At 63.3% G+C, this 23,770-nt stretch carries 22 protein-coding genes; 12 read left to right on the top strand and 10 right to left on the bottom strand.

Annotated features, from left to right (window positions below; genetic code table 11):
* Positions 1-56: 56 nt before the first annotated feature.
* The 10 genes from JOY50_RS12645 to JOY50_RS12600 all read left to right on the top strand — a co-directional run bounded on the left by JOY50_RS12645 (position 57) and on the right by JOY50_RS12600 (position 12,975).
* On the top strand, positions 57-4,550 hold the full coding sequence (locus JOY50_RS12645; RefSeq protein ID WP_132846257.1) for an NEL-type E3 ubiquitin ligase domain-containing protein: 4,494 nt from the start codon (positions 57-59) through the stop codon (positions 4,548-4,550).
* Positions 4,551-4,673: 123 nt separating this feature from the next.
* On the top strand, positions 4,674-6,320 hold the full coding sequence (locus tag JOY50_RS12640; RefSeq protein ID WP_132846258.1) for an acyl-CoA synthetase: 1,647 nt from the start codon (positions 4,674-4,676) through the stop codon (positions 6,318-6,320).
* A gap of 13 nt (positions 6,321-6,333) precedes the next feature.
* Positions 6,334-7,101 carry an SDR family NAD(P)-dependent oxidoreductase gene (locus JOY50_RS12635; RefSeq protein WP_138737266.1) on the top strand — a complete coding sequence of 256 codons (768 nt, stop codon included), beginning with the start codon at positions 6,334-6,336 and terminating at the stop codon, positions 7,099-7,101.
* Between the two features lie 11 nt (positions 7,102-7,112).
* Positions 7,113-8,306, top strand: a complete 1,194-nt coding sequence (locus JOY50_RS12630) for an acetyl-CoA C-acyltransferase (RefSeq protein WP_132846260.1) — start codon at positions 7,113-7,115, stop codon at positions 8,304-8,306.
* Positions 8,307-8,314: 8 nt separating this feature from the next.
* Positions 8,315-9,442, top strand: a complete 1,128-nt coding sequence (locus JOY50_RS12625) for an acyl-CoA dehydrogenase (RefSeq protein ID WP_043198528.1) — start codon at positions 8,315-8,317, stop codon at positions 9,440-9,442.
* Between the two features lie 13 nt (positions 9,443-9,455).
* A complete protein-coding gene (locus tag JOY50_RS12620; protein ID WP_043198529.1) occupies positions 9,456-10,229 on the top strand; it encodes an enoyl-CoA hydratase in 774 nt (257 codons plus the stop codon).
* A 943-nt stretch (positions 10,230-11,172) separates the two neighbouring features.
* The gene (locus JOY50_RS12615; RefSeq protein WP_016485822.1) at positions 11,173-11,577 is read left to right on the top strand and encodes a TraR/DksA C4-type zinc finger protein; all 405 of its coding nucleotides are present in this window, start codon (positions 11,173-11,175) and stop codon (positions 11,575-11,577) included.
* A gap of 178 nt (positions 11,578-11,755) precedes the next feature.
* Positions 11,756-11,950, top strand: a complete 195-nt coding sequence (locus JOY50_RS12610) for a hypothetical protein (protein ID WP_243055313.1) — start codon at positions 11,756-11,758, stop codon at positions 11,948-11,950.
* 345 nt (positions 11,951-12,295) lie between these two features.
* Positions 12,296-12,766 (top strand): hypothetical protein, encoded by a 471-nt coding sequence (locus JOY50_RS12605; protein ID WP_033692529.1) that lies wholly within the window; start codon positions 12,296-12,298, stop codon positions 12,764-12,766.
* On the top strand, positions 12,763-12,975 hold the full coding sequence (locus tag JOY50_RS12600) for a hypothetical protein (protein WP_132846261.1): 213 nt from the start codon (positions 12,763-12,765) through the stop codon (positions 12,973-12,975). Before JOY50_RS12605 ends, JOY50_RS12600 begins: the two co-directional genes overlap by 4 nt.
* A gap of 12 nt (positions 12,976-12,987) precedes the next feature.
* Here the strand turns inward: JOY50_RS12600 and JOY50_RS12595 are convergent, their stop codons facing one another.
* The 7 genes from JOY50_RS12595 to JOY50_RS12565 all read right to left on the bottom strand — a co-directional run bounded on the left by JOY50_RS12595 (position 12,988) and on the right by JOY50_RS12565 (position 20,145).
* Positions 12,988-13,353: a Na+/H+ antiporter subunit G gene (locus JOY50_RS12595; RefSeq protein ID WP_019472386.1), complete on the bottom strand. Its 366-nt coding sequence runs from the start codon at positions 13,351-13,353 to the stop codon at positions 12,988-12,990.
* Complete coding sequence (locus tag JOY50_RS12590; protein WP_019472385.1) at positions 13,350-13,628, bottom strand: K+/H+ antiporter subunit F; 279 nt, start codon at positions 13,626-13,628, stop codon at positions 13,350-13,352. The genes JOY50_RS12595 and JOY50_RS12590 overlap by 4 nt, the downstream gene beginning before the upstream one ends.
* Positions 13,625-14,113 carry a Na+/H+ antiporter subunit E gene (locus JOY50_RS12585; RefSeq protein ID WP_132846262.1) on the bottom strand — a complete coding sequence of 163 codons (489 nt, stop codon included), beginning with the start codon at positions 14,111-14,113 and terminating at the stop codon, positions 13,625-13,627. The genes JOY50_RS12590 and JOY50_RS12585 overlap by 4 nt, the downstream gene beginning before the upstream one ends.
* Entirely contained in the window at positions 14,110-15,789 is a 1,680-nt protein-coding gene (locus JOY50_RS12580; RefSeq protein WP_243055312.1) for a monovalent cation/H+ antiporter subunit D, read from the bottom strand. The genes JOY50_RS12585 and JOY50_RS12580 overlap by 4 nt, the downstream gene beginning before the upstream one ends.
* On the bottom strand, positions 15,786-16,130 hold the full coding sequence (locus JOY50_RS12575) for a Na+/H+ antiporter subunit C (protein ID WP_003250128.1): 345 nt from the start codon (positions 16,128-16,130) through the stop codon (positions 15,786-15,788). The genes JOY50_RS12580 and JOY50_RS12575 overlap by 4 nt, the downstream gene beginning before the upstream one ends.
* A complete protein-coding gene (locus JOY50_RS12570; RefSeq protein ID WP_132846264.1) occupies positions 16,130-19,045 on the bottom strand; it encodes a monovalent cation/H+ antiporter subunit A in 2,916 nt (971 codons plus the stop codon). The genes JOY50_RS12575 and JOY50_RS12570 overlap by 1 nt, the downstream gene beginning before the upstream one ends.
* A 149-nt stretch (positions 19,046-19,194) precedes the next feature.
* Positions 19,195-20,145 carry a DMT family transporter gene (locus tag JOY50_RS12565; protein WP_243055311.1) on the bottom strand — a complete coding sequence of 317 codons (951 nt, stop codon included), beginning with the start codon at positions 20,143-20,145 and terminating at the stop codon, positions 19,195-19,197.
* Between the two features lie 83 nt (positions 20,146-20,228).
* On the opposite strand from JOY50_RS12565, the gene JOY50_RS12560 reads away from it, so the two are divergent.
* Positions 20,229-20,792 carry a helix-turn-helix domain-containing protein gene (locus JOY50_RS12560; RefSeq protein WP_132846266.1) on the top strand — a complete coding sequence of 188 codons (564 nt, stop codon included), beginning with the start codon at positions 20,229-20,231 and terminating at the stop codon, positions 20,790-20,792.
* A gap of 163 nt (positions 20,793-20,955) precedes the next feature.
* On the opposite strand, the gene JOY50_RS12555 is transcribed toward JOY50_RS12560, so the two are convergent.
* On the bottom strand, positions 20,956-21,504 hold the full coding sequence (locus JOY50_RS12555; RefSeq protein WP_132846267.1) for a cysteine hydrolase family protein: 549 nt from the start codon (positions 21,502-21,504) through the stop codon (positions 20,956-20,958).
* Positions 21,505-21,676: 172 nt separating this feature from the next.
* Between JOY50_RS12555 and JOY50_RS12550 the strand changes: the two genes are divergently transcribed.
* Positions 21,677-22,057, top strand: a complete 381-nt coding sequence (locus tag JOY50_RS12550) for an antibiotic biosynthesis monooxygenase (protein WP_138737848.1) — start codon at positions 21,677-21,679, stop codon at positions 22,055-22,057.
* On the opposite strand, the gene JOY50_RS12545 is transcribed toward JOY50_RS12550, so the two are convergent.
* Both JOY50_RS12545 and JOY50_RS12540 read right to left on the bottom strand, forming a co-directional pair.
* The gene (locus JOY50_RS12545) at positions 22,036-22,806 is read right to left on the bottom strand and encodes a S9 family peptidase (protein ID WP_019472377.1); all 771 of its coding nucleotides are present in this window, start codon (positions 22,804-22,806) and stop codon (positions 22,036-22,038) included. The genes JOY50_RS12550 and JOY50_RS12545 overlap by 22 nt on opposite strands.
* Positions 22,790-23,770 (bottom strand): DUF3182 family protein (locus JOY50_RS12540; protein ID WP_243055310.1); only part of this gene is annotated, 981 nt, incomplete at its 5' end. The genes JOY50_RS12545 and JOY50_RS12540, both read right to left, overlap by 17 nt.

Below are 23,770 nucleotides of genomic sequence, written 5' to 3'. Positions count from 1 at the left end.
TTGTCCAGGGCAGGTTGGCGAGCATGCCAACCTCACCTCTCGCTCCCGGGGCATCCATGACTTCCAGCACCTCCAACCCTGTGATCAACCATGAAAAAGCAACCGATGATTTCATCGCTGCCAGGCTACCCGACTGGCTGAAACGCGCTAGCCAGGCCCAGATAGCCGGCCTGCGCGCCAGCCTCAATGCCCACCACGCCAGCCAGGCCCGTCTGCGCGGGCTCACGCTGACCCTGCAACCTCTGCAGGTGTTCGCCGAAAAGCACCTGCTGGGCGTGCTGGTGAAGCCACTGCCGGAAGGCATGACCCTCGCAGGGCTGGAATGGCTGCAGGTATCACCACGCGTTGGGACATTGCCCGGCACGTTTCAGCAGACTTACCAATACTCGTCGGTCCGGCAGGGTGGTTTGCTGAGGCTGATGGGTAATTTCGGCCCTGATGAATCGTTTTATGTGGGCACCGGGCTGGTATGCCCTGGTCGTGATGACGTGTTGACCGGCACGGCCACGCAACTAGTGGCGACATGCCGTGCACTGGATGTGGGCCGGCTCTACCAAGTGGAGCTTGAGCGTACGTTCAATGCCACCACCGAAGACATTCTTGCCCAGGACAAACGTTCAGGCTTGGCACTGGCTGCGCAGGTCGCGGCGCTCAAGGGCGACATCGACGAGCAGGTGCAGCAGGCCTTAAGCAAGATGGTAGAGGGTGGGGGCGCCCATTCCGACACTGGCCTGCATGGCTACCCCGGCTTGCTGGAGGTGTTGGGCCAGCGTGTGGCTGACGGGCTGTTCATTCGCTTGCGAGACAGTATTGGCCAGGACCGTGGCGTGGTCCTTTATCTGCCCAGCGATCCCGTGCAGGCTCTGCGCCGCTTCGATACCACAGAGGCCATGAACGCCGCGATGGCTGCAGCTTTGCAAGGGAAGGCCTACCGAGACTACTTCATTCAGCTGATCAGCTTGCGACATCGGGCAAGCACCGCAGGTGTGCTGATTAGCCGTCTCAAGGACGCGCAGCCCGATCTGGCGTTGAAGGGCGCTACAGCGTCTGGGGACCTGTTCGCCGCGCTGGCCGCGCAACAGCTGCAGCGGGTCAAGGACGACGCCCGGCTGTTGCTGGTACCCACCGCGGACGCCGATGCTGGCGCCGCCCGCGCTCGCCATGCGGCCTGGCATGCCGCGGGGCTCGACTTGCTCAACCTGGCGGGGCTTTTCATCCCTGTCGTAGGCGCGCTACTGCTCGGCCAGCTGGTGGCGCAGACGCTTGGCGAAGTCTTTGAAGGCGTCAAAGACTGGGCCCGGGGGCACCAGCACGAGGCGCTGGAGCACATGCTGGGGGTTGCCGAGACGGTGGCTGCGACAGCAGTGACCGTGGGCGCTGTGAGCTTTCTGCGCAGCACCTTTGTCGATAGCCTGCAGCCTGTGAACGTGGGTGGGCGGCGTGGCCGGTTGTGTTCGGATGACATCACGGCCTACGAGTCGAACCCAGGCACCATCGCCCTGCGTGATGATGGGCTCTATGGTGACGAGAGCAGGTGTTGGCTGCGCAGGGGCCAGCGTTACTATGAAGTCCAGCGCAGTGAGCCGGAAGCCCCTTACCGCCTGCGTCACCCTGGCGGCAACACAGCGTACGGGCCGACGGTGCTGCACAACGGCGAGCGCGGCTGGCGCCTGCTGCAAGATCAACCGCAACGCTGGAGCGACGTGCGCCTGATGCTCGACAGCCTGTGGCCGCAGCATCCTGCCATTGATGCACAGCGCGCCGCGCAGGTGTTGCAAGTGGCCGGTGTGGATGCCGAGGAGTTGCGGGGTGTGCTGGTAGAAAACCGCCCGGCGCCTGTCAACCTGCGCGAGACCTTGCGGCGCTTCGAGGCCGATGCACGCATCGAGTCGTTCTTCACTCGCCTGAACAGCTACTCGCTTGCCACGCAAGACCGTGCATTGCTGGAGTGGTGCCAGGCGCGTTCTGGCAGTACCGACAGCGACCTCCTGCTGCACCAGCGAGCTGCACTGCAGGGGCCTCTTCTCGAGCACCTTTGCAGTTCACCAGCTGCCGATGACGCTCTGCTGAGCTTGATAACACATGACTTTGCCGGTTTGCCGCAAGCTTATGCACAGGCATTGGTGGCGCAGGCGAGCGAACGCGAACGGTTCCTGGCAACGTCCGGCGGGCGAGTGACGCTGGGGCTTGCGAGCAAGGCCCGCTCCCTGCTGCGCTTGGCTAGATTGAACCGTACGCTCGAGGGGCTTTACCTGCCCGCTAGCTACTGCAACGAAACCGGGCAACTGGCTTTCGCGCTACTCCAGGGCGAGTTGGAAAGCAGCGCAGCCGTGTCTTGCGAAGCGCTCAGCGTGGAATTGCGCGACAGTGGACCGGACGGGCGTTTGCTAAAGGCCGTGGGCACCGCTGTCGACCCCCTCGTGCGCAGGGTAGTGGTGCACAACGCGGGACGGTTCCAGCTTTACGATGGCCTGGGGCGTGGGCTGCCGTTCGGCCCTGGCAACCCGGCAAGCCTCTACGACATGCTTGCGGCTGCCTTGGCGCCTGAGCATCATGCGGCGCTTGGCATGGTTCAAGGCGCTGCCGGGGCTCAACTATGCCAGCGGCTGCTGGCCAGGCTGCCTGCCACGCACCAAGGGGTCGCCGAGCTCTTGCAATGGCCGACGCAAATGCAGTGGTTGAACCCTGGGCGCCGCTTGGCAGACGGCCGGGTTGGCTACTTGCTCAGTGGCCGTACCGCGGGTGACAGCCGTTCTCTGCCAGCGCGTGTTCGTGAGCGTTTACGCCAGCTTTATCCCGGGCTGGACGAGGGGCAACTGGATCAGGAACAGGCACTTTTGATGAATGGGCAGCGGCCTGCCTATGAGCGCCTCGTCGAACTCGAGGACGACCATGACCAGTTGGTTCGCCACCTCAATTCCTGGATCAGCGCCGAACTGAGCGAAGGGCGCCAGATGATTCGCCGGCGAGTGTCCGATGTCATCGTGCGGGCCTGGCGCCTGCAGGGAGACTGGATCTACAACCCTGCGGGTACGCCGACAGGTCAGCGCCTGTCGCTGGGCGGCATGCTGCTCACCACTCTGCCGGAGCTACCGGTTGCCATCGATTTCCACCGTATTTCCAGCCTGCGATTGCAGGAGTCGGCGGTTGACACGGTGCCAGTAAACTTCTTGCGCCCGTTTACCACGCTGACTGAGCTGGACCTGAGTTTCAACCGGCTGCGCAATCTTCCGCTCGGGGTCGCTTACCTGCCGCAACTGCAGCGTTTGCGACTGGCGCACAATCAGATCCGCCTCAATGCCCAAGCAGTCGGGGTCCTGCAGGCAATGCCCGGCTTGTCCCATCTTGACCTGAGCTATAACCGGCTGGAAAACCTCGACCTGAGCTTCAACCATCTCTCTGCCCTGACTGACCTGAACTTGCGCCATTGTCGGCTGGGTAGCTGGCCCAGCCGGATCGAGCTGTGCGGCCTGCTTATGCACTGTGACCTGCGCGACAATCAGTTGCCGGCACCACCGCAGGCGCTGATGGCAATGCCCTATGCCTGGCGCCGGGCGCTTGTCGTCGACCGCAACCCGCTAAGCGGAGTTCAGCTGCAACGGTTGTTCGCGCTGGACGCAATCGAGGAACATGGACATTTGCCAGAGTCGATGGGCAGGGTCGACTTGTCATATGCCCGATCATTGTGGCTGCAGCATGTTGTCCAGAACGACCGTGCTGCGCGTGAAGTGCTATGGGACGGCCTGCTGACTGACCCAGGCAGCGCAGGCTTGTTCCGAATGCTGGCGTGGCTGGAGCATACGGCTGACTATGCTTCGGCAGGTCCCGGCGGTGGCCGCGAAGCGCTTGCGAGTGACGTGTGGGCCTTGCTGCAGGCGATCGAGGGCAACCCGGCGCTGCGGTTACGCGTTTTTGAGGAGGCCAATCAACCGGTTTCCTGCTCGGACATGGTCAGTGATCGTTTCAGTAACCTGAATGTGAGGGTATTGCTTGCCAAGGCTGAAACCGACGCGCGGGACCTGACGCAACGGGCACAGTTAATGGCATTCGGTCGGCAGCTGTTTCGGCTTGATCAGGTATGGCAGCAGGCCAGCCGGGCTATCCTGCGCCAGGGCGGCGAGGGTGAACAGGTGGGGCGGTCGGCCTTGTCACTGGCATACCGTGTGCGCCTGCGCGAGCGCCTTGATCTGCCCGGCCAACCACGGGCTATGCGTTACCCGGGCTCTGTTGCCTTGAGCGACCAGCATGTCAACGGCGTGGCCGCGGTTGTGCTCGCCAACGAGACGATTGAGGCGCTGACTCAAAGCCTGCTGAGTCGATTGTTCTGGCAAACCTGTCTTCGTGAGCAGCACCGCGCGTTGTTCGAGGCACTCAGGACCGACTATCTCCAGCGCAGGGCAAACTTGCGCGCTATCCAGCCACCCGTCACGGTCGACCACCTGCGTTCGCAGCTCGCTGATCTGGACGATCAGGAGCTACGCGATACAGAGCGACTGATGGCAGGGTTGACCGAGTCTTACTTGCATAGTCTGCGCCGGGGCGCCGCCTGATCTGCAGGGCGGCCAAACCAGTCATCCAGATTGACAGCTTTGGCCATTGCCGCCGTGCATGAGCGGCGCGAACATCGTCAGACCGATGGTTAACTCCAAAAACAAGAAACCAGGAGTCTGACGATGCGCGATTACACCGAGGCTGCTCGTGCGTTCGACCATGGCCAGGCTGCTGCGGCGGCGCTGCATGGCCACCTCGAAGCCCTCAATGCCTGTGTCGAATGCTGTGACCGCCATGCCGGTGACGGCAAGCTGGCGCTGATCCACGAAGACCGCGATGGCAACACTGTGCGGTACAGTTTCGACCAGCTCAAGGCGCAGGCTGCCCGTTTTGCCAATGTGCTCAAAGCACAAGGCGTGGGCGCCGGTGACCGGGTGGCTGGGCTGATGCCACGCACTCCCGAGCTACTTGTCACCATCCTCGCCACCTGGCGCCTTGGCGCCGTGTACCAGCCTTTGTTCACTGCGTTCGGCCCCAAGGCCATCGAGCACCGCCTTGAGCAGTCGCATGCCCGCGTAGTGGTTACCGACAGCCTCAACCGGGGCAAGCTGGACGACGTGCATGCCTGCCCGACCATCATCACGGTCAAGGCCCGCGTCGGCGAGCTGGACTTCCAGCAGTGCCTGGAGCGTGCCGCGAGCGACTGTGAGCCGGTAATGCGCTCGGGTAACGACCCGTTCTTGCTGATGTTCACGTCAGGCACCACCGGCCCGGCCAAACCGCTGGAGGTGCCGCTGCGTGCCATTGTCGCGTTCCAAGGCTACATGCGCGACGCCATCGACCTGCGCAGCGAAGACAACTTCTGGAACCTGGCCGATCCGGGCTGGGCCTATGGCCTGTATTACGCTGTCACCGGCCCATTGTCGCTGGGCCATGCCACCACGTTCTACGATGGCCCGTTCAGCGTCGAAAGCTGCGCGCGGGTGATCGACAAGCTGGGCATCACCAACCTGGCAGGCTCGCCCACCGCCTACCGTTTGCTGATTGCTGCCGGCAGTGCGTTCTCGGCGCCCGTCAAAGGCCGCCTGCGCGTAGTCAGCAGTGCCGGTGAACCGCTCAACCCGGAAGTGATCCGCTGGTTCGCCGACGAGCTGGGCGTGACCATCCATGACCACTACGGCCAGACCGAACTGGGTATGGTGCTGTGCAACCACCATGGCCTGTCACACCCCGTACACTTGGGGTCGGCTGGTTTCGCCATCCCCGGCCATCGCATCGTGGTGCTGGACGAGCAGGGTAACGAACTGCCGCCTGGTCAGCCGGGCACCCTGGCCGTCGACCGCGAGCAATCGCCCCTTTGCTGGTTCGGCGGCTACCACGGCCTGCCGACCAAGGCCTTCATCGGCAAGTACTACCTCAGTGGCGACACCGTCGAGCTTAACGCTGATGGCAGCATCAGTTTCGTTGGCCGCAGCGATGACGTGATTACCACGTCCGGGTATCGCGTGGGGCCGTTCGACGTCGAGAGCGCGTTGATCGAGCACCCCACGGTGGTCGAGGCCGCAGTCATCGGCAAGCCGGACCCGGAACGTACCGAACTGATCAAGGCGTTCGTGGTGCTGGCCCAAGGCGTCGACGGGTGTGCCGAGCTTGAAGAAACGCTGCGTCAGCATGTACGCCAGCGCCTGTATGCCCATGCCTACCCCCGCGAAATCGAATTCGTCAGCGAGCTGCCCAAGACCCCGAGCGGCAAGCTGCAACGCTTCATCCTGCGCAACCAGGAAGTCGCCAAACAACAAGCGCAACAGGCCACCCCTGCCAGCGCCTGAAAGGAAACCGATCATGCACATAGCCAATAAACACTTCATCGTCAGCGGCGCCGCCTCCGGGTTGGGTGCTGCCACGGCGCAGATGCTGGTCGAGGCCGGCGCCAAGGTCATGCTGGTCGACCTCAATGCCCAGGCCGTCGAGGCCAAGGCCCGTGAGCTGGGTGGCAACGCCCGCTTCGCCGTGGCTGACATCAGCGACGAGCAGGCTGCCCAGGCGGCCGTCGATGCAGCCGTCAGCGCCTTTGGCAGCTTGCAAGGGCTGGTCAATTGCGCCGGCATCGTTGGTGCCGAGAAGGTGCTGGGCAAGCAGGGCCCGCATGGCCTGGCCAGCTTCGCCAAGGTCATCAACGTCAACCTGGTCGGCAGCTTCAATTTGCTGCGCCTGACCGCTGCGGCCATGGCCGAAGGGCCTGCCGATGAGGCGGGCGAGCGTGGCGTGATCATCAACACCGCCTCCATCGCTGCCTATGACGGCCAGATCGGCCAGGCTGCCTACGCTGCCTCCAAGGGCGCCATCGCCAGCCTGACCTTGCCGGCCGCGCGCGAACTGGCACGCTTCGGCATCCGCGTAATGACCATTGCCCCGGGCATCTTCGAAACGCCGATGATGGCTGGCATGACCGAGGAAGTGCGTGCTTCGCTGGCTGCCGGCGTGCCGTTCCCGCCACGTTTGGGCCGCCCGCAGGAATACGCTGCGCTGGCCCGTCACATCATCGAGAACAGCATGCTCAACGGCGAGGTGATCCGCCTCGACGGTGCACTGCGCATGGCTGCCAAGTAAGGAGAGCGAACATGACCCTCGCCAATGATCCGATCGTAATCGTCAGCGCCGTGCGCACGCCCATGGGCGGCCTGCAGGGCGACCTGAAAAGCCTGACCGCGCCACAACTGGGTAGCGCGGCCATTCGTGGTGCCGTGGAACGTGCCGGCATCGATGCTGCCAGTGTCGAGCAAGTGCTGTTCGGCTGCGTGCTGCCGGCTGGCCTGGGCCAGGCGCCGGCACGCCAGGCGGCGCTGGGGGCCGGGCTGGACAAGCACACCACCTGCACCACCCTGAACAAGATGTGCGGCTCGGGCATGCAGGCCGCGATCATGGCCCATGACCTGCTGCTGGCCGGCACCGCAGACGTGGTGGTAGCCGGCGGCATGGAGAGCATGACCAATGCCCCGTACCTGCTGGACAAAGCCCGTGGCGGCTACCGCATGGGCCACGGCAAGATCATCGACCACATGTTCATGGACGGCCTGGAAGACGCCTATGACAAAGGCCGTCTGATGGGCACCTTTGCCGAAGACTGCGCCCAGGCCAATGTTTTTAGCCGCGAAGCCCAGGACCAGTTCGCCATCACCTCGCTTACCCGCGCCCAGGACGCGATCAGTAGCGGCCGCTTTGCCGCCGAAATCGTGCCGGTGGAAGTCACCGAGGGCAAGGAAAAGCGCGTTATCAAAGATGACGAGCAGCCGCCCAAGGCGCGCCTGGACAAGATTCCGCAGCTCAAGCCCGCCTTCCGTGAGGGCGGTACGGTGACCGCAGCCAACTCCAGCTCGATTTCCGATGGCGCTGCGGCGCTGGTACTGATGCGCCGCTCCGAAGCCGACAAGCGCGGCCTCAAAGCACTGGCGGTGATCCACGGTCATGCGGCCTTTGCCGACACCCCGGCGCTGTTCCCGACCGCGCCGATCGGCGCCATCGACAAACTGATGAAACGCACCGGCTGGAACCTGGCCGAAGTCGACCTGTTCGAGATCAATGAGGCCTTTGCCGTGGTCACCCTGGCGGCCATGAAACACCTTGACCTGCCCCACGACAAGGTCAACATTCACGGCGGCGCCTGTGCCCTTGGCCACCCGATCGGCGCTTCCGGCGCACGCATCCTGGTGACCCTGCTGTCGGCCCTTCGCCAGAACAACCTGCGCCGCGGTGTGGCGGCCATCTGCATTGGCGGTGGCGAGGCCACGGCCATGGCCGTCGAATGCCTGTACTGAGGTGAACCATGCTGGTAACTGACGAGCAACAACAGATCGCCGATGCGGTACGCGCTTTTGCCCAGGAACGCCTGAAACCTTTTGCCGAGCAGTGGGACAAGGAACACCGCTTCCCCAAGGAGGCCATCGAGGAGATGGCCGAGCTGGGCCTGTTCGGCATGCTGGTCCCGGAACAGTGGGGCGGCAGCGACACCGGTTACGTGGCCTACGCCATGGCCCTGGAAGAAATCGCCGCTGGCGATGGTGCCTGCTCGACCATCATGAGCGTGCACAACTCCGTAGGCTGTGTACCGATCCTGCGTTTTGGCAGCGAGCAGCAGAAGGCGCAGTTCCTCACCCCCCTGGCAACTGGCGCGATGCTGGGTGCCTTTGCCCTCACCGAACCGCAGGCTGGCTCCGATGCCAGCAGCCTGAAGGCCCGAGCGCGTCTGGACGGTGACCACTATGTGCTCAATGGCAGCAAGCAGTTCATCACCTCCGGGCAGAACGCCGGGGTGGTGATCGTGTTTGCCGTGACTGATCCCGAGGCCGGCAAGCGCGGGATCAGCGCCTTTATCGTGCCCACTGATTCGCCGGGCTACCAGGTGGCGCGGGTCGAGGACAAGCTCGGGCAGCACGCGTCCGACACCTGCCAGATCGTCTTCGATAACGTGCGTGTACCGGTGGCCAACCGCCTGGGCGCAGAAGGCGAGGGCTACAAGATTGCCCTGGCCAACCTGGAAGGCGGGCGCATCGGTATCGCTTCGCAGGCTGTGGGCATGGCCCGTGCGGCGTTCGAAGTGGCGCGTGACTACGCCAATGAGCGGCAAAGCTTTGGCAAGGCGCTGATCGAACACCAGGCCGTGGCTTTCCGTCTGGCCGACATGGCGACGAAAATTGCCGTGGCCCGGCAGATGGTGCTGCACGCCGCCGCGCTACGTGACGCCGGGCGCCCGGCGCTGGTGGAAGCGTCCATGGCCAAGCTGTTTGCCTCGGAAATGGCCGAAAAGGTCTGTTCGGATGCCTTGCAGACCCTGGGCGGTTATGGCTATCTGAGTGACTTCCCGCTGGAGCGGATCTACCGCGACGTTCGGGTTTGCCAGATCTACGAAGGCACCAGCGACATTCAGCGCATGGTCATTGCGCGCAATCTTTGAAGGAGCAGACTGCATGGCATTCGAAACCATCCTGTTGGACATTCACGGCAAGGTCGGCCTGATTACCCTCAACCGCCCGCAGGCACTGAATGCGCTGAACGCGCAGATTGTTGGCGAGATCAACCAGGCCCTGGACCAGCTCGAGCGTGACCCGAACATTGGCTGCGTGGTGCTGACAGGTTCGGCCAAGGCCTTTGCCGCGGGCGCCGACATCAAGGAAATGGCCGACCTGCAATACCCGCAGATCTACGTCGATGACCTGTTCAGCGATGCTGACCGCATTGCCAACCGACGCAAGCCGATCATTGCTGCGGTATCCGGCTTCGCCTTGGGCGGCGGCTGCGAGCTGGCGATGATGTGTGACTTTATCCTTGCTGCGGACAACGCCAAGTTTGGTCAGCCGGAAATCAACCTTGGTGTGCTGCCGGGCATGGGCGGCACCCAGCGGCTCACCCGTGCGGTGGGCAAGGCCAAGGCCATGGAACTGTGCCTGACCGGCCGCCTGATGGGCGCCGAAGAGGCCGAGCGTGCTGGCCTGGTGGCGCGCATTGTGCCGCAGGCGGAGTTGGTGGAAGAAGCACTGAAAGTGGCGGCGACCATTGCCAGCAAGTCGATCCCGGTGAGCATGATGGTCAAGGAGAGCGTCAATCGCGCGTTCGAAGTTACCCTCAGCGAGGGTGTGCGCTTTGAGCGCCGGGTGTTCCATGCGGCGTTCTCTACCGAAGACCAGAAAGAAGGCATGGCCGCATTCATCGCCAAGCGCGAGGCGCAGTTCAAGGATCGTTGATCAGACTCGGTTCGTGCTGTTGCCGTTGCCGTTGCCGTTGTTTTTGCTTCTAAGCGCGCGGTAGTTCAGGCGACGCAGATTGCGACTTCAGGAGGCCGAGCGCAGGGCTTGCGAAGGGAGGTGACGGGCATGGATGCCCGTCAAGCGCTGGGCCCCAGGATGGGGCCTGCAGCGCGGTCCTCCCGGGAGCAAGCCCGGAGCGAGGGAACCCCGGAGCGTAGCGCAGGGGCCGGATGATGGGAGCGGACGGCTTTGGTTACTTTGGCCAAGACCAAAGTAACCCGCCGGAAGGGCGGAAAGGTGACTCAGCGCCACCTGCGCGAACGAATGTCTACACTGTGTTGAGGCCCACCTCGCAGGAAGCTACAAAGCGGATATGGCTGTTTTGGTGCGGCGAACAGTCCGTTTGCGATGGCGACGCTGACTCACCTTTTCGCCCTTACGGCGAGTCACTTTTTGTCAAACGCGACAAAAAGTAACCAAAAAACGCTGCGCTCCCATCATCCGGCCCCTGCGCTGCGCTCCGGGGTTCCCGCACTCCGGCCTCGCTCCCGGGAGGACCGCGCTGCAGGCCCCATCCTGGGGCCCAGCGCTTGACGGGCATCCATGCCCGTCACCTCCCTCCGCAAGGCCTGCGTTCGGCCTCCTGAAGTCGCGAAGATCAAGATCAAGATCAAGATCAACAGCCGCTGGGGCGGGCGGGGGCGCGGTTGGAATTACAGTTTACTGCAGGCACAGAAGCGCAGCCGCAGTGCCGACCGGCGGATTGTAAGCACTGGAAGCAAATTTGCACCCGATTGCAGTTGCTCCACGCGACGTGGCGCCTTAGACTGCCGCCCCCTGTAAAAGAGTGCCGGTTGGCGCTTGAAAATTTCCGCTGCCGATGCCAAGGCGTCGGCGGCACCCGAATCGCCCCAATGCACATTTTTTCATAGAGAAATCGATGACCAAGGAACAGTTGCTGGCCATGTCGGCCGATGACTACATGAACGCTGACCAGCTGGCTTTCTTCACTGGCCTGCTGCAGTCGATGAAAGTCGAAACCCATGAACGCATCGAGCTCAGCCGTGCCACCATCGAAGGCCTGGACACTCCGTCGGACCCTGCCGATGTGGCTTCGGTCGAAGAAGAGCGTAGCTGGCTGGTCAATGCCATCGACCGCGACCAGCGCTTGCTGCCTCAGCTGGAAATGGCTCTGGACCGTATCTCCGACGAGAGCTTCGGCTGGTGCGATGACAGCGGTGAACCAATCGGCCTGAAACGCCTGCTGATCAGCCCGACCACCAAGTACTGCATCGAAGCCCAAGAGCGCCACGAGCAGCTCGACCGCCACCAGCGCCAGGTATAACCCCGAGCGCGGTGCCAGGCCCCACGGAGCGATCCCTGGGGCTTTTCGCGTTTGTTGCGGGTACAGGTTTTGTTGCTCCGGACGTAATACTGATGTACCGCGAAGCGCTGTTTTCTCCAGGCAGGCAGGCGTATCATGGCTTTATCGTTAGGGTGCTAACTAAGTGCCGGAGGGTATGATGAATAGCCGGGTCGATGTAGCCGTGATGATAGGTTCGGGTGTGCCAGCCACCTTGCAGGCGCTGGGCAAACGCATCTGCTGGGTGGTGCTGGTCAATGGCGAGCGTCGGGGCACCGCCTTCGCCACGCGTGAAGAGGCACTTGAGTGCCAGGCTGCCTGGCAGCAGCAACTGAAGAGAGGCCTGGCTGCCTGAAATTGTTTATTGCCTCTCGACGGGTTTCGGTGTTTTCGGGCATATTTGTCCTACAGTAATGCGCACATGGATGCTAGGGCTTGTCTTCTTGCAGGCTCACCCCCATGGTTGCGTTTTCTGGTAAGTGATCTCAGGCATCACGCTTCCCAAACCGGGAATGAGCCAAACGCTTTCGTTTGAGGGCGATTCTGGCAGACCAGAGTAAAGATTCCTGCACGCTGCATCGTCAGCGGGCACAGACATTTCGCATATCGCTTTATTACTCTTTTCGCCTATCGATAAGAAATGGCCGTGCCTCCCCGAGCTTGGGAGAGGGCGGGTTGTAACCGGTTGAGGATTACTTCATTGGCAGTCAGCACACTTGATACCCATGCGTTATTCGCCCTGGGCGACTTGCGCGGTAAATTGGCCCAGCTGTTCCAGGGTCGCTTTATCTACGTTACCGAACAAACTCCCGAAGGCCTTTACATGGCCGAAATCGACACCGAAAACGCATTGGTGGTCGATGACAAACAGCGTCTTGAACTGAAAGTCGGCGACCACTTCCGCGCTGCCGTGTTGCCGAGCCGTGAAGGCGGCAAGCTGGAAATGCGCTTTCGCGAAATCAAACTGAATGTTTATGGCGTGGGCGATTATGCCTTCGTGTCTGTACCCGAAGGCGAGGGCATCGTCCTGCGCGAAGGGCATGGCGTGATGCTGGTTTTCGCCGCGCAACAACAGGTTCAGGAAGGCCTGGGCAAATTACTCAAGGCGGTGACTGGCAAGGTTGCCAAATGGCGCAAAGGCGAGCTGACCACCTTCAAGGCCAGTGAATGACCGACAGTGACAGTGCACCTGTCACGCGTGTCGAGTTCCATCGGCAGCACCAGGCGGATGCATTGGCCGAGGCGGAACGCTTGCTGGCCAGGCGTGGGGAGCTGCAAGGCGCCTGGTTGAACTGGGTAGCGGGAGAGCTTTACCGGCTCGGCCCGCCCCCTTATGTCGCCATGGTGCGTCGGGAGCTGCAGCGCCTAAGCCAAGGGTGAGGCGGTGGCTCTTCAGTTGCCCCGCTTGTGGCCGCTGCTGACTTCTTCTGGCACTGGCTCTTTCGACATGCGTTTGCGAAACAACGCCGCCCGGGCCAGCAATAGGGTGGTCACGGGCACGGTGATCGACAGCAGGATGGGAATTAGCCAGGCGTGCAGTACCGGTGCTTCCTTGAGCCACGAGAAGTAGATGATCGAAGCCAGGGCCACGCACCAGGCGCCAATGGTCGAAGCCAGCGCCGGCGGGTGCATGCGCTGGAAGTAATCCTTCAGGCGCACCAGGCCTATTGCACCGACCAGCGCGAATAGGCTGCCGGTCAGCAGCAGCGCGGCGGTAACCACTTCCAGCCAGAAGGGCAGTACCAGGGTTTCGGTCATTCGATCACCTCACCGCGCAGCAGAAACTTCGCCAGGGCAAACGAGCCGACGAAGCCGAACAGCGCAATCAGCAGTGCACCTTCGAAGTAGGTGTCACTGGCATAACGGATCCCCAGCACCAACATGGTCAGCATGGCCAGGATGTACAGGTAGTCCAGCGCCAGCACCCGGTCCTGGGCGGACGGGCCACGGAACAGCCGGACCAGCGCCAGGCCCATGGCCAGGGCGAAGATGAACAGGCTGGCGAGGACAGCGTTGGCGAGCAGGCCTGTCATTGGAATATCTCCATCAGCGGGCGTTCGTAGGTTTCCTTGAAGTGCTGGATAAAGGCTGCCTCGTCCTCCAGGTCGAACACATGCAACAGCAATACGCTGCGGTCCAGCGCCAGCTCGGACCAGACCGTGCCGGGCACTACCGTGGTGATCATCGATAATGCCGCCAGCCCATGCGCGTCGTGCAGGGCCAGCGGGATGTGCACGAACGCCGAGCGTGGTGGTTGCTTGCCAGCCCGCAGCACGCCACGGGCCACCAGCAGGTTGGACATGATCACATCGATGCCTACCCGGCAGATCAGGCGGGCGATGATCATTGGCCGACGTACGTGGGCATGCTGTGGGCGCAGCGGCGCCATCAGCAATGGCGCCAGCACGCCAAGTGCGGCACCCAGCAGCAGGTTGCCTGGGCTGACCGAGAGGTTCAGCAGCAGCCATAGGCCGAACAGCGAAACCGATAGCAGCGGGGCGGGGAACAGTCGGTTCATGGCTGCACCTGTACGTCGAGCGAGGTGGGGCCAGGAATCGGCCGGGCGGCCATCACGGCTTCGATATAGGCCTCTGGGGCCTGCAGGCTGGCAGCGGTGTCCTGGGTGTAGCGCAGCAACGGCTCGGCCTTGAGGCTGAGGATGATGCACAGGCCGAGCAGGATGACGATGGGCAGGCACTCATAGCGGCGTAGCACTGGCGACGGGCGCTCCTCGGGTTTCCAGAAACGCTGGATGCCGACGCGGCCGAAGGCGATCAGCGAGGCCATGCCAGACAGGATCAGCAGCGCCACCAGGGCCCAGCCCGCCGCACTCAGCGGCTGCTCGGCCGGCACCCCCAGCCCCTGCGGGTTGAACAGTGCGCTGATCAGGTTGAGCTTGCCGACGAAGCCTGACAACGGCGGCATGCCGATGATCAGCAAGGCGCAGGCGATGAAGCTGAGGCCGAGGAAGGCCATGGTCCACGGGATGATCTGGCCAATCACCACCTTCTGCTCGTCGTCGAGGTTGATGCCCTTGGGCGGGTGCAACGACTCCAGCGGTGGCGGCATGGCGTCTTCTTCTTCGTCCAGCGGCACTTCGTTGGCCGAGCGCGAGCGTTCGACCAGTTCGGCGAGCAGGAACAGTGCGCACAGCGCCAGGGTCGAGTTGACCAGGTAGAAGAGCGCCGCACCAGTCAGCGCCGACTGGGCAAAGCCGACGGCGCCGAGCAGGGTGCCGGCCGAGACCAGGATGCTGAGTGCCGCCATGCGCTCCAGGCGCTGTGCGGCCAGGATCGACACTGCTGCCACCGCCAGGGTGACAAGGCCACCGTACACCAGCCACTTACCACCGAAATGCGCCGAAGCGCCGGCCTGCCCGGAGAACAGCAGCGTCCACAGGCGCAACAGGGCATACAGGCCGACCTTGGTCATGATGGCGAACAGCGCGGCCACTGGCGCGCTGGCTGAGGCGTAGGCCGGCACCAGCCAGAAGTTCAGCGGCCAGATACCGGCCTTGACCAGGAAGGCCGTGGCCAGGATCGCCGCACCGGCATGCAGCAGGCCGCGGTCGGCCTCCGGTACCAGCGGGATCTTCAGCGCAAGGTCGGCCATGTTCAGGGTGCCGGTTACCCCATACAGCATTGCCGCGCCGACCAGGAACAGCGACGAGGCGAACAGGTTGATGGCGATGTAGTGCAGGCCGGCTCGTACCCGCGCACGCCCCGAACCATGCAGCAGCAAGCCATACGAAGCTGCCAGCAGCACCTCGAAGAACACGAACAGGTTGAACAAGTCGGCGGTGAGAAAGGCGCCGTACAGGCCCATCAGTTGAATCTGGAACAGCGCATGGAAGCTGGCCCCGGCACCGTCCCAGCGGGCGCGGGCAAACAACAGGGCGCTAAAGCCGATGATGCCGGTGAGGGTCAGCAGCAGTGCCGACAGGTGGTCCACCACCAGGACGATACCGAACGGTGCCGGCCAGTTGCCCGGCAGGTAGACGCCGATCGATTCCGCCTGGCCCTGGGTGCGTACCCACAGCAGCAGGCTGACCGCGATGGCCAGGCCGGCGAAGGTCGACAGCAGGTTAAGCCGGGCCTTGATATGGCGATGTTTCTCGCCCAGCAGCAGCATCACTGCTGCCGTCACCAGTGGCAGCAAAATGGGCGCGACAATCAGTTGGCTCATGCCATTCATTCGTCACGCTCCCGGCCATCCACGTGGTCGGTACCGGTCAGGCCGCGCGAGGCCAGCAACACCACCAGAAACAGCGCCGTCATGGCGAAGCTGATGACGATGGCCGTAAGTACCAGGGCCTGGGGCAACGGGTCAGTGTAGTGCAGCAGGTCTTGGGTGACGCCATCCTTGATGATCGGTTCCTTGCCGATGAACAGGCTGCCCATGCTGAAGATGAACAGATTTACGCCGTACGACAGCAGGCACAGGCCCATGATCACCTGGTAGGTTCGCGGGCGCAGAATCAGCCACACCCCCGAGGCGGCCAGCACGCCGATGGCAACTGCAATGACTTCTTCCATCAGGCGGCTCCTGCTTGGCTGGTTTTCGATGAATTGCCCGGGCGGTAGGCGCGTACCGACTGATGCGCCAGGGCAGTGAGGATCAGCAGGGTCGAGCCGACCACCACGGTGTACACGCCAACATCGAAGAACAGCGCGCTGGCCACGTGCACATCACCGAGCAACGGCAGGTGCAGGTGGGCGGTATGGGTGGTCAGGAACGGGTAGCCCAGCAGCATGGCGCCGACCCCGGTCAGGGTGGCGCACAGCAACCCGGTGCCCATCCAGCGCAGTGGGCGCAGGCTCATCTGCGCCTCCACCCACTGGGTGCCGGCCACCATGTACTGCAGGATGAACGCCACCGACATCACCAGGCCGGCGACGAAGCCGCCGCCTGGCTGATTGTGGCCACGCATGAACAGGTACATGGACACCAGCAGGGCGATTGGCAGCAGCAGGCGCACCAGCACCGCAGGCACCATCATGAAGCCCATGGCGGTGTCGGTGGCATGCCTCGGGTTGATCAGGTCGGTGACCACGTCACGCGCCAGCTGGCGTTGTTGCGCCGGCAACTGCATGCTCTCTTTCGGCGGACGGAAGCGCCGCAGCAGGGCGAACACGGTCAGCGCCACGGCCACCAGTACAGTGATTTCACCGAGGGTATCGAAGCCACGGAAGTCGACCAGCATGACATTCACCACATTGGTGCCGCCGCCTTGGGGCAGCGCCCGGCTCAGGTAGAACGAGGAAATGTCGTTGGGGGTCGGCCGGGTCAGCATGGCGTAGGACAGCACGGCCATACCCCCGCCTACCAGCACCGCCAGCAGCAGGTCGCGCAGGCGGCGCATGCGCGCACGCTCCAGGCTGCCCGGTAGCGGCGATACGCCTTCGATACGCCGTGGCAGCCAGCGCAAGCCAAGCAGGATGAGCACGGTGGTTACAACCTCCACCACCAGCTGGGTCAGGGCCAGGTCGGGAGCGGAGAACCAGACAAAGGTAATGCAGGTCATCAGACCGCAGACACTGACCATGATCAGTGCCGCCAGGCGGTGGTACTTGGCCTGGTAGGCGGCGCCGATGGCACAGGCGATGGCGATCAGCCACAGCGCGACGAACACGCCAGAGCCCGGAATCTTGGGCCGGTCACCCCAGCTGAGCCCGCTGTAGAGCATGGGCGTGAGGCCTGCGAGGAAGGCAGCAACTACCAGCATGAACAGCTGCGACTGAAGGCGCCGGGTGGTGAACAGGCGCTCGATGCGCCGCGCCAGCAGCATCAGGTGAACTTGCCCGTGCTCGAACAGGCGCTTGCCATTGAAGCGCTCGATCACCGGTGGGTAAGGGAAGCGGCCCAGGCGCAGTTGCTTGCGTAGCAGCAGGTACAGCACGATGCCGCCGCTCATGGCCACCAGGCTCATGATCAGGGGCGCATTCCAGCCATGCCAGATGGCCAGGCTGTACTCCGGCAGGGTACCGCCTACTACCGGGAGGGCTGCGGCGGCCAGCAGCGGGCCGACCGACTGGGCGGGGAAGATGCCCACCACCAGGCAGGTGAGCACCAGCAGCTCGACCGGAGCACGCATCCAGCGTGGCGGCTCGTGCGGGGTGTGGGGCAGGTCCTGGGCGGTGGGGCCGAAGAACACATCCACGGTAAAGCGCAGGGCATAGGCCACGCTGAAGGTGCCGGCCAGGGTGGCGATCACTGGCAACGCTGCTTCGACCCAGGCGGTGGAGCTGATGAACACGGTTTCGGCGAAGAACATTTCCTTGGACAGGAAGCCATTCATCAGCGGCACGCCGGCCATCGAGGCGCTGGCCACCATGGCCAGGGTGGCGGTGTACGGTACCAGGCGGATCAGCCCGCTGAGGCGGCGGATGTCGCGGGTACCGCTTTCGTGGTCGATGATGCCGGCGGCCATGAACAGCGAGGCCTTGAAAGTGGCGTGGTTGAGAATGTGGAACACGGCGGCTACTGCGGCCAGCGGGCTGTTCAGGCCCAGCAGCAGGGTAATCAGGCCCAGGTGGCTGATGGTTGAATAGGCCAGCAGGCCCTTCAGGTCGTTCTGGAACATGGCGGCGAAAGCGCCGAGCAGCAGGGTGAGGGCGCCGGCACCGCCGACGATCCAGAACCACTCTTCGCTGCCCGATAGCACCGGCCAGAAGCGCGCCAGCAGGAACACCCCGGCCTTGACCATGGTGGCAGAGTGCAAATAGGCCGATACGGGGGTGGGCGCTGCCATGGCGTGAGGCAGCCAGAAATGGAAGGGGAACTGTGCGCTTTTGCTCAGGGCGCCGATGAGGATCAGGGGCAGCAGCACCGGGTACAGCGCATGCTGGCGGATGGTGTCGCCGGCAGCCAGGACCTTGTCCAGGTCATAGCTGCCGACCACATGGCCGAGCAGCAGGGCACCCACCAGCAGGCACAAGCCACCCGCGCCGGTCACCATGAGCGCCATGTAGGCGCCACGCCGGGCATCTGCGCGGTGGTGCCAGTAGCCGATCAGCAGGAAGGAAAACAGGCTGGTCAGTTCCCAGAAGAACACCAGCTGGATCAGGTTGCCGGAGATAACAAGGCCGAGCATGGCGCCCATGAAGGCCAGGAAGAAGGCGAAGAAGCGCGGGACCGGGTCTTGCGGCGACATGTAGTAGCGGGCATACAGCGACACCAGCGTGCCGATGCCCAGCACCAGCAGCGAGAACAGCCAGGCAAAGCCGTCCATGCGCAGTACCAGGTTCAACCCCAGGCTGGGCAGCCACAGGAATTCTTCGCGAATCACGCCCCCGTGGGCAACTTGAGGGTACAGCAGTGCTACCTGGACGGTGCCGACCAGGGCCACGAGCCCGGCAAGAATGGACTCGGCGTTACGTGCGTTGTGCGGCAGCACGGCTGCCAGGCAACTGCCCACGAACGGCAGAAGCAATAGCACTATCAATGACATAGGGGCCTATTCTGGAGAAATTTGCAAAGATCATACGTGCCGGGGGGGTGATCACCAACACGCAACCTGTCGCAGAATCCTACAAATAGGCTGTGACAAGCTGTTTTTTTATAACAGTTTTTTACAAAGCATAGTCGCTGTTGTCATCTTTACAGGCCGGTCTGGCGTTCGCCTTCATCCAGGACGTCTGGTGCTTCGGCGGGTTCGCGGGGGCGGCGTACCTTGAGTTCGCTGACCACGACCGCAACCACGATCAGCAGGCCACCGAGCAGTGCCACACCCGGCAGACGTTCGCCGGCGATGCGCCCGACGACCCCTGCCCACACCGGTTCACCGGCATATATGAGGGTGGCGCGGGTGGGTGAGACCGACTTCTGCGCCCAGTTCATTGCCACCTGGATTACCGCGCTCATGGCACCCAGGCCTATTGCGCTGGCCAGCAGCAGCCAGGAAAAATCGGGGATGCGTTCCTGGGTCGGTACGATCATAAGGAACGCCAGCAGCGAAGCGGTTGCCAGTTGCACCACGGTGACCCGGCGCACATCCACCTGGCCGGCGTAACGGCTGATCAGGATGATTTCGGCGGCGATGGCGACGGCGCTTATCAGGGTAACCACCTCGCCCTCGCTGAAGTGCAGGCTGCCGCCTTCCGGCCCGGCCAGCAGCATCAGGCCAATGAATGCCAGGCAAATGCCGATGCTGGGCATCAGGCCAGGCCGGCGGCCCAGCACCAGCCACTGCAACAGCGGCACAAACGGCACGTACAGCGCAGTGATGAACGCTGACTGGCTGCTGCTGATAGTTTGCAGGCCCATGGTTTGCAAGCCATAGCCGAGCATGATCGACACGCCGATCAGCATGCCGGCCTTGAGTTCGGTGAAGGTCAGCCCGGGCAACGCCCGCGCCGAAACCACGCCAACGAACAGTGCGGCGGCAGCAAAGCGCAGGCCGACGAAGAACATCGGGCCGCTGACGGTCATCACGTTATGTACCAGCAGGAAGGTACCGCCCCACAACATGGTGATGAACACCAGCACCAGTTCCGCCTTGCTCAGGCGGAAGGTAACAGCAGAGGTCGGTTTGTTGCGGGCCTGGCTCATGGTCTTGCGCACTCGGAGGGGGCGGCGCACAATCGCCGCAAAGTGGGCAGTATACTGCGCAATCTCGACCAGTGAGCAATATAGTGCACAAAGATACTTCGCATCGGGCATCGGTGCTGCAACATGTCAGCCTCAACGTACGCAGCCTGCGCAACGCTGCCGGGCTGAGCCAGACGGCGTTGGCCGAGCGCTCAGGGGTCAGCCGGCGCATGCTGGTGGCGATCGAGGCGGGCGAGAAGAACGTCAGCCTGACCACCCTCGACCTGATCGCCGAAGCCTTGGGGGTGGCTTTCAGTACTCTGATTCAGGCACCTGATCAGCGCGACCCCGGCCGCATCGAGGAACTGGCCTGGGCCGGTGAGTACCCCCAGAGCAGGGCAGTGCTGCTGGGTAGCAGTGCGGCACGCCGTGAGGTGGAGCTTTGGGAATGGACCCTGGCACCGGGGGAGTGCTATTCCAGCGAGGCTGATGCCGAAGGCTGGAGTGAGCAGATTTATGTGGCCGAAGGGCAACTGACGCTGATCATCGAAGGGGCCGAGCATTGCCTGCAGGTGGGGCAGTTTCATGTGTTCCCCAGCAACTGCCGCTACGCCTACCGCAACGATGGGGCGGTGGCGGTACGGTTTGTCCGCAATGTGGTGATTTGAGCCGGCAGGCTTTGGGGCTGCTGCGCAGCCCATCGCGACACAAGGCCGCTCCCACAGGGATCGCTTACGGTTCATGCTTGCGCGGTAGCGGCGGGAGCGGCCTCGCCGGGGCGCCGGACCGGTCGGAAAGGGGCGCAAAGCGCCCCCAAAGATCTGAAACCAATCAGTTTTTCAGCAGCTCATCGGTCTTTACCACCGACGCATAGGCAAACGCCAAGGCCGCCATCGCCGAATCATGCACCTGCGCCGCCGGCACCTGCTTGCCGTCGAACTCCAGCGGCAAGGTAGCGCAGGCATCGTGCGCCACGGTCACCGTGTAGCCGAGGTCGGCTGCGGCACGGGTAGCGGCATCGATGCACATGTGGCTCATGCTGCCAACGATGGTCAGGGCTTCCACGCCATGTCGGTCTAGCGTGTTCTCAAGGTCGGTACCGAGGAAGGCGTTGACCTTGTGCTTGAGCACCACCGGCTCACCTGCCACCGGCTCGACCTTGGCGTGGATGTCCGCACCCTGCGAACCGGGTGCGAAAAATGGTGCATCGGCGCTGTCGAATTCATGCCGCACATGTACAACCAGATCGCCGCGCTGGCGCGCCGCCGCCAGCAGCCGGGCGGCGTTGTCGGCCGCCTGCTCAGCGCCATCGAGGACCCACTTGCCGCCCGGGAAATAGTCGTTCTGGATGTCGATGATGATCAGCGCCTGCTTGCTCATGCTGCCTCCTGTGGCAGTAGTCGTTGGGAGACGTTAGTTATAGGCTGTTTGCACAGACTTGGGGATTGGCACGAACGGCGGCAGCGGGCAGAAACCACTTGACCTTGACTTCACTTGAGGTTTTACCCTGCTCGGCATCGCGAAGCATGTGTCCGTAACCAGGAGAACGTCGATGTCGGCAATCCCTCATGCCCTGTGGTTCACCCAAATGATCGAATACGAAGTGCCCAGCCTGTGCCAGCAAGCGCTGGCCCAGGCGCTGGTGGCGCGCAGCGAGGCACTGGCCGCGCGCTGCGAAGGGCTGCAGGGCGTCAGCATCCAGGCCAGTGATGATGGCTGCCGGGTGCTGCAGTACCTGCAATGGCAGTCACGCCAGGCCTGGGCGGCCGCGGCCGAGTACTTCGTCGAGGAGCCCTTCCTTGAACTGCTGGGTCAGCATCAGGCGCGTGGTGTCAACTTTGCTGCCTACCAGACCCTACGCAGCCTGGTGCGCGGCGCCGATGGTGGTCTGCAGTGCGAGGTGGGTGAGCCTCAGGCATACCAGGGGGCGTAGTGTGGGTAGCGGTCCAGGCGGGCACCGATCACCATTTCGCTGATCCACGCCGCCAGGATCGAGCTGTAGGCCTTCTGGCTCGCTTCGCTGGACAACGCGTGGTCGGCGCCGTCGACGATGCGATGGGTGAGCGAGTGGGCGCTGACAAATGCCGAGCGGTAGCTCATCAGCGTGCTGTGCGGCACATAGTCGTCATGCTCGGACTCCACAAGCAACACATCCCCGCCGAATTCGGCGCAGGCCGCCAGTGCGCGATTATCTGCCGGGCCCAGTGAACGCTGGCGGTAGGCGTTCAGGCGTTGGCGGTCGAGGGTTTGCTTGGGGGTGTTCCATTCGTCGTCCCAATACATGGCGGGGACCCGCAGGGCCAGCCATTTGACTGGCCGTTCGCGGGTCAGCAAGGTTGCCAGGTAGCCACCGTAGCTGCTGCCAATGATGGCGATGGCACTGCTGTCCACGGCCGGATGGCTGAGCAGCCGGTCGTAGGCCACCAGCAGGTCCTGCAGGTTCTGTTCACGGGTGACCGTGAGGCGTTGGCTTTCAGTTTTTTCGTGGCCGCGCAGGTCGAAGGTCATGCACACGCAGCCCAGCCCAGTGATGTGCCGGGCGCGGGCCAGATCGCGCTGCTGACTGCCGCCCCAACCGTGGACGAACAGGATGCCTGGCATCTTGCTGCCAGGACTGACCAGGGTGCCGACAATGCTGTCGTTGTCGACTTGCAGTTCAACGGTTTCACTCTGAACGGCCATGTTCGCGAATCCGTGCAAATTTGCTGAGTTGTCCGAGTTCACTGTCGTTTCCTTGGTAGAAGAGAGTGGCGTCAGCGGGCAGGTCGGGCGTGCCGAATACTTCGTGGGTGGAGGCACGCACCCGTTGCAATGCCGGGTCATCGGCAAAAGCCTGCAGGGCCAGCAGCTCGGCACTGCTAGCACCGCCCAGGCGCCAGGATTGTTCGAGTACACCGCTACGAAGGTGCCCCTTGGGGTTCAGGCCGCGGGCTATGTCGTAGTTGCGTCGCGACGCGATGAAGCCAGGGAAGTGCTGCTCGGCAGCCTGCTCGTAGGCGATTGCCTGGTTGATGGCCAGGCGCAGGTGGTCTTCCAGTGGTAGTTGCAGGAGCGCCTGGTAGTCACCACGTACCACCAGCAGGTCGGAACCGCCGTATATCTCGGTGCCCTGATGGTCGTGGGTCAGTTGCTGGGTGCCGTGATAGCTGCAGGTGAGGCCGGCGACGCGCACCTGGCCGACGCTGAAGGTTTGCACGTCGCTCAGGTCTTCTTCGAGTACCAGCCCCCACAGCGCCAGGTCCTGGTCATCCATGGCGGCCAGCAGTGGCTCCAGCGCGTGCGCTGTGGTGATGACCTGCTGGCCGCGGCCTGCGCAGGCCAGCACCGGCTTGACCCTCAGGGGGCCGTCGAGCAGCAGCAACTGTGCGGCGGTGCGCGCATCGGCTTTGCTGAACACGGTATAGCCGCGCAGCAAGGCGTCGCTTGCCTGTCGAGCGAAGTCATCGGTCCAGCCCGGCGGGAAGCTGGCCCCGGCCGGCAGCGGGTGGGAGATCGCCTTGGTCGCCATGTAAGGGTGTGCGACCAATCCACCGAACAGGTCCTGCTCGGTGCGGATGCCCATGGCGGCATGACGTTTTGGGTCGACCAGGGTTTCGGTAGGCAGGTAATAGTAGCCATCAGCGGCGGTGGGGGAATGGGGTGGGTG

The sequence above is a fragment of the Pseudomonas sp. BP01 genome, assembly GCF_022760795.1.
Taxonomy (GTDB): Bacteria; Pseudomonadota; Gammaproteobacteria; order Pseudomonadales; family Pseudomonadaceae; genus Aquipseudomonas; species Aquipseudomonas putida_Q.
Note: the sequence above shows the minus strand (reverse complement) of the source record. Positions and strands in the feature narration are given on the sequence as shown.

Excerpts from the sequence above, each read along its gene's own strand:
- JOY50_RS12595 (WP_019472386.1), bottom strand. The coding sequence starts at position 13,353 with ATGACCGAAACCCTGGTACTGCCCTTCTGGCTGGAAGTGGTTACCGCC.
- JOY50_RS12610 (WP_243055313.1), top strand. The coding sequence starts at position 11,756 with ATGAATAGCCGGGTCGATGTAGCCGTGATGATAGGTTCGGGTGTGCCA.
- JOY50_RS12645 (WP_132846257.1), top strand. The coding sequence starts at position 57 with ATGACTTCCAGCACCTCCAACCCTGTGATCAACCATGAAAAAGCAACC.
- JOY50_RS12590 (WP_019472385.1), bottom strand. The coding sequence starts at position 13,628 with ATGACAGGCCTGCTCGCCAACGCTGTCCTCGCCAGCCTGTTCATCTTC.
- JOY50_RS12585 (WP_132846262.1), bottom strand. The coding sequence starts at position 14,113 with ATGAACCGACTGTTCCCCGCCCCGCTGCTATCGGTTTCGCTGTTCGGC.
- JOY50_RS12570 (WP_132846264.1), bottom strand. The coding sequence starts at position 19,045 with ATGTCATTGATAGTGCTATTGCTTCTGCCGTTCGTGGGCAGTTGCCTG.
- JOY50_RS12545 (WP_019472377.1), bottom strand. The coding sequence starts at position 22,806 with ATGGCCGTTCAGAGTGAAACCGTTGAACTGCAAGTCGACAACGACAGC.
- JOY50_RS12615 (WP_016485822.1), top strand. The coding sequence starts at position 11,173 with ATGACCAAGGAACAGTTGCTGGCCATGTCGGCCGATGACTACATGAAC.
- JOY50_RS12600 (WP_132846261.1), top strand. The coding sequence starts at position 12,763 with ATGACCGACAGTGACAGTGCACCTGTCACGCGTGTCGAGTTCCATCGG.
- JOY50_RS12625 (WP_043198528.1), top strand. The coding sequence starts at position 8,315 with ATGCTGGTAACTGACGAGCAACAACAGATCGCCGATGCGGTACGCGCT.
- JOY50_RS12640 (WP_132846258.1), top strand. The coding sequence starts at position 4,674 with ATGCGCGATTACACCGAGGCTGCTCGTGCGTTCGACCATGGCCAGGCT.
- JOY50_RS12620 (WP_043198529.1), top strand. The coding sequence starts at position 9,456 with ATGGCATTCGAAACCATCCTGTTGGACATTCACGGCAAGGTCGGCCTG.
- JOY50_RS12630 (WP_132846260.1), top strand. The coding sequence starts at position 7,113 with ATGACCCTCGCCAATGATCCGATCGTAATCGTCAGCGCCGTGCGCACG.
- JOY50_RS12575 (WP_003250128.1), bottom strand. The coding sequence starts at position 16,130 with ATGGAAGAAGTCATTGCAGTTGCCATCGGCGTGCTGGCCGCCTCGGGG.
- JOY50_RS12635 (WP_138737266.1), top strand. The coding sequence starts at position 6,334 with ATGCACATAGCCAATAAACACTTCATCGTCAGCGGCGCCGCCTCCGGG.
- JOY50_RS12550 (WP_138737848.1), top strand. The coding sequence starts at position 21,677 with ATGTCGGCAATCCCTCATGCCCTGTGGTTCACCCAAATGATCGAATAC.
- JOY50_RS12555 (WP_132846267.1), bottom strand. The coding sequence starts at position 21,504 with ATGAGCAAGCAGGCGCTGATCATCATCGACATCCAGAACGACTATTTC.
- JOY50_RS12580 (WP_243055312.1), bottom strand. The coding sequence starts at position 15,789 with ATGAATGGCATGAGCCAACTGATTGTCGCGCCCATTTTGCTGCCACTG.
- JOY50_RS12565 (WP_243055311.1), bottom strand. The coding sequence starts at position 20,145 with ATGAGCCAGGCCCGCAACAAACCGACCTCTGCTGTTACCTTCCGCCTG.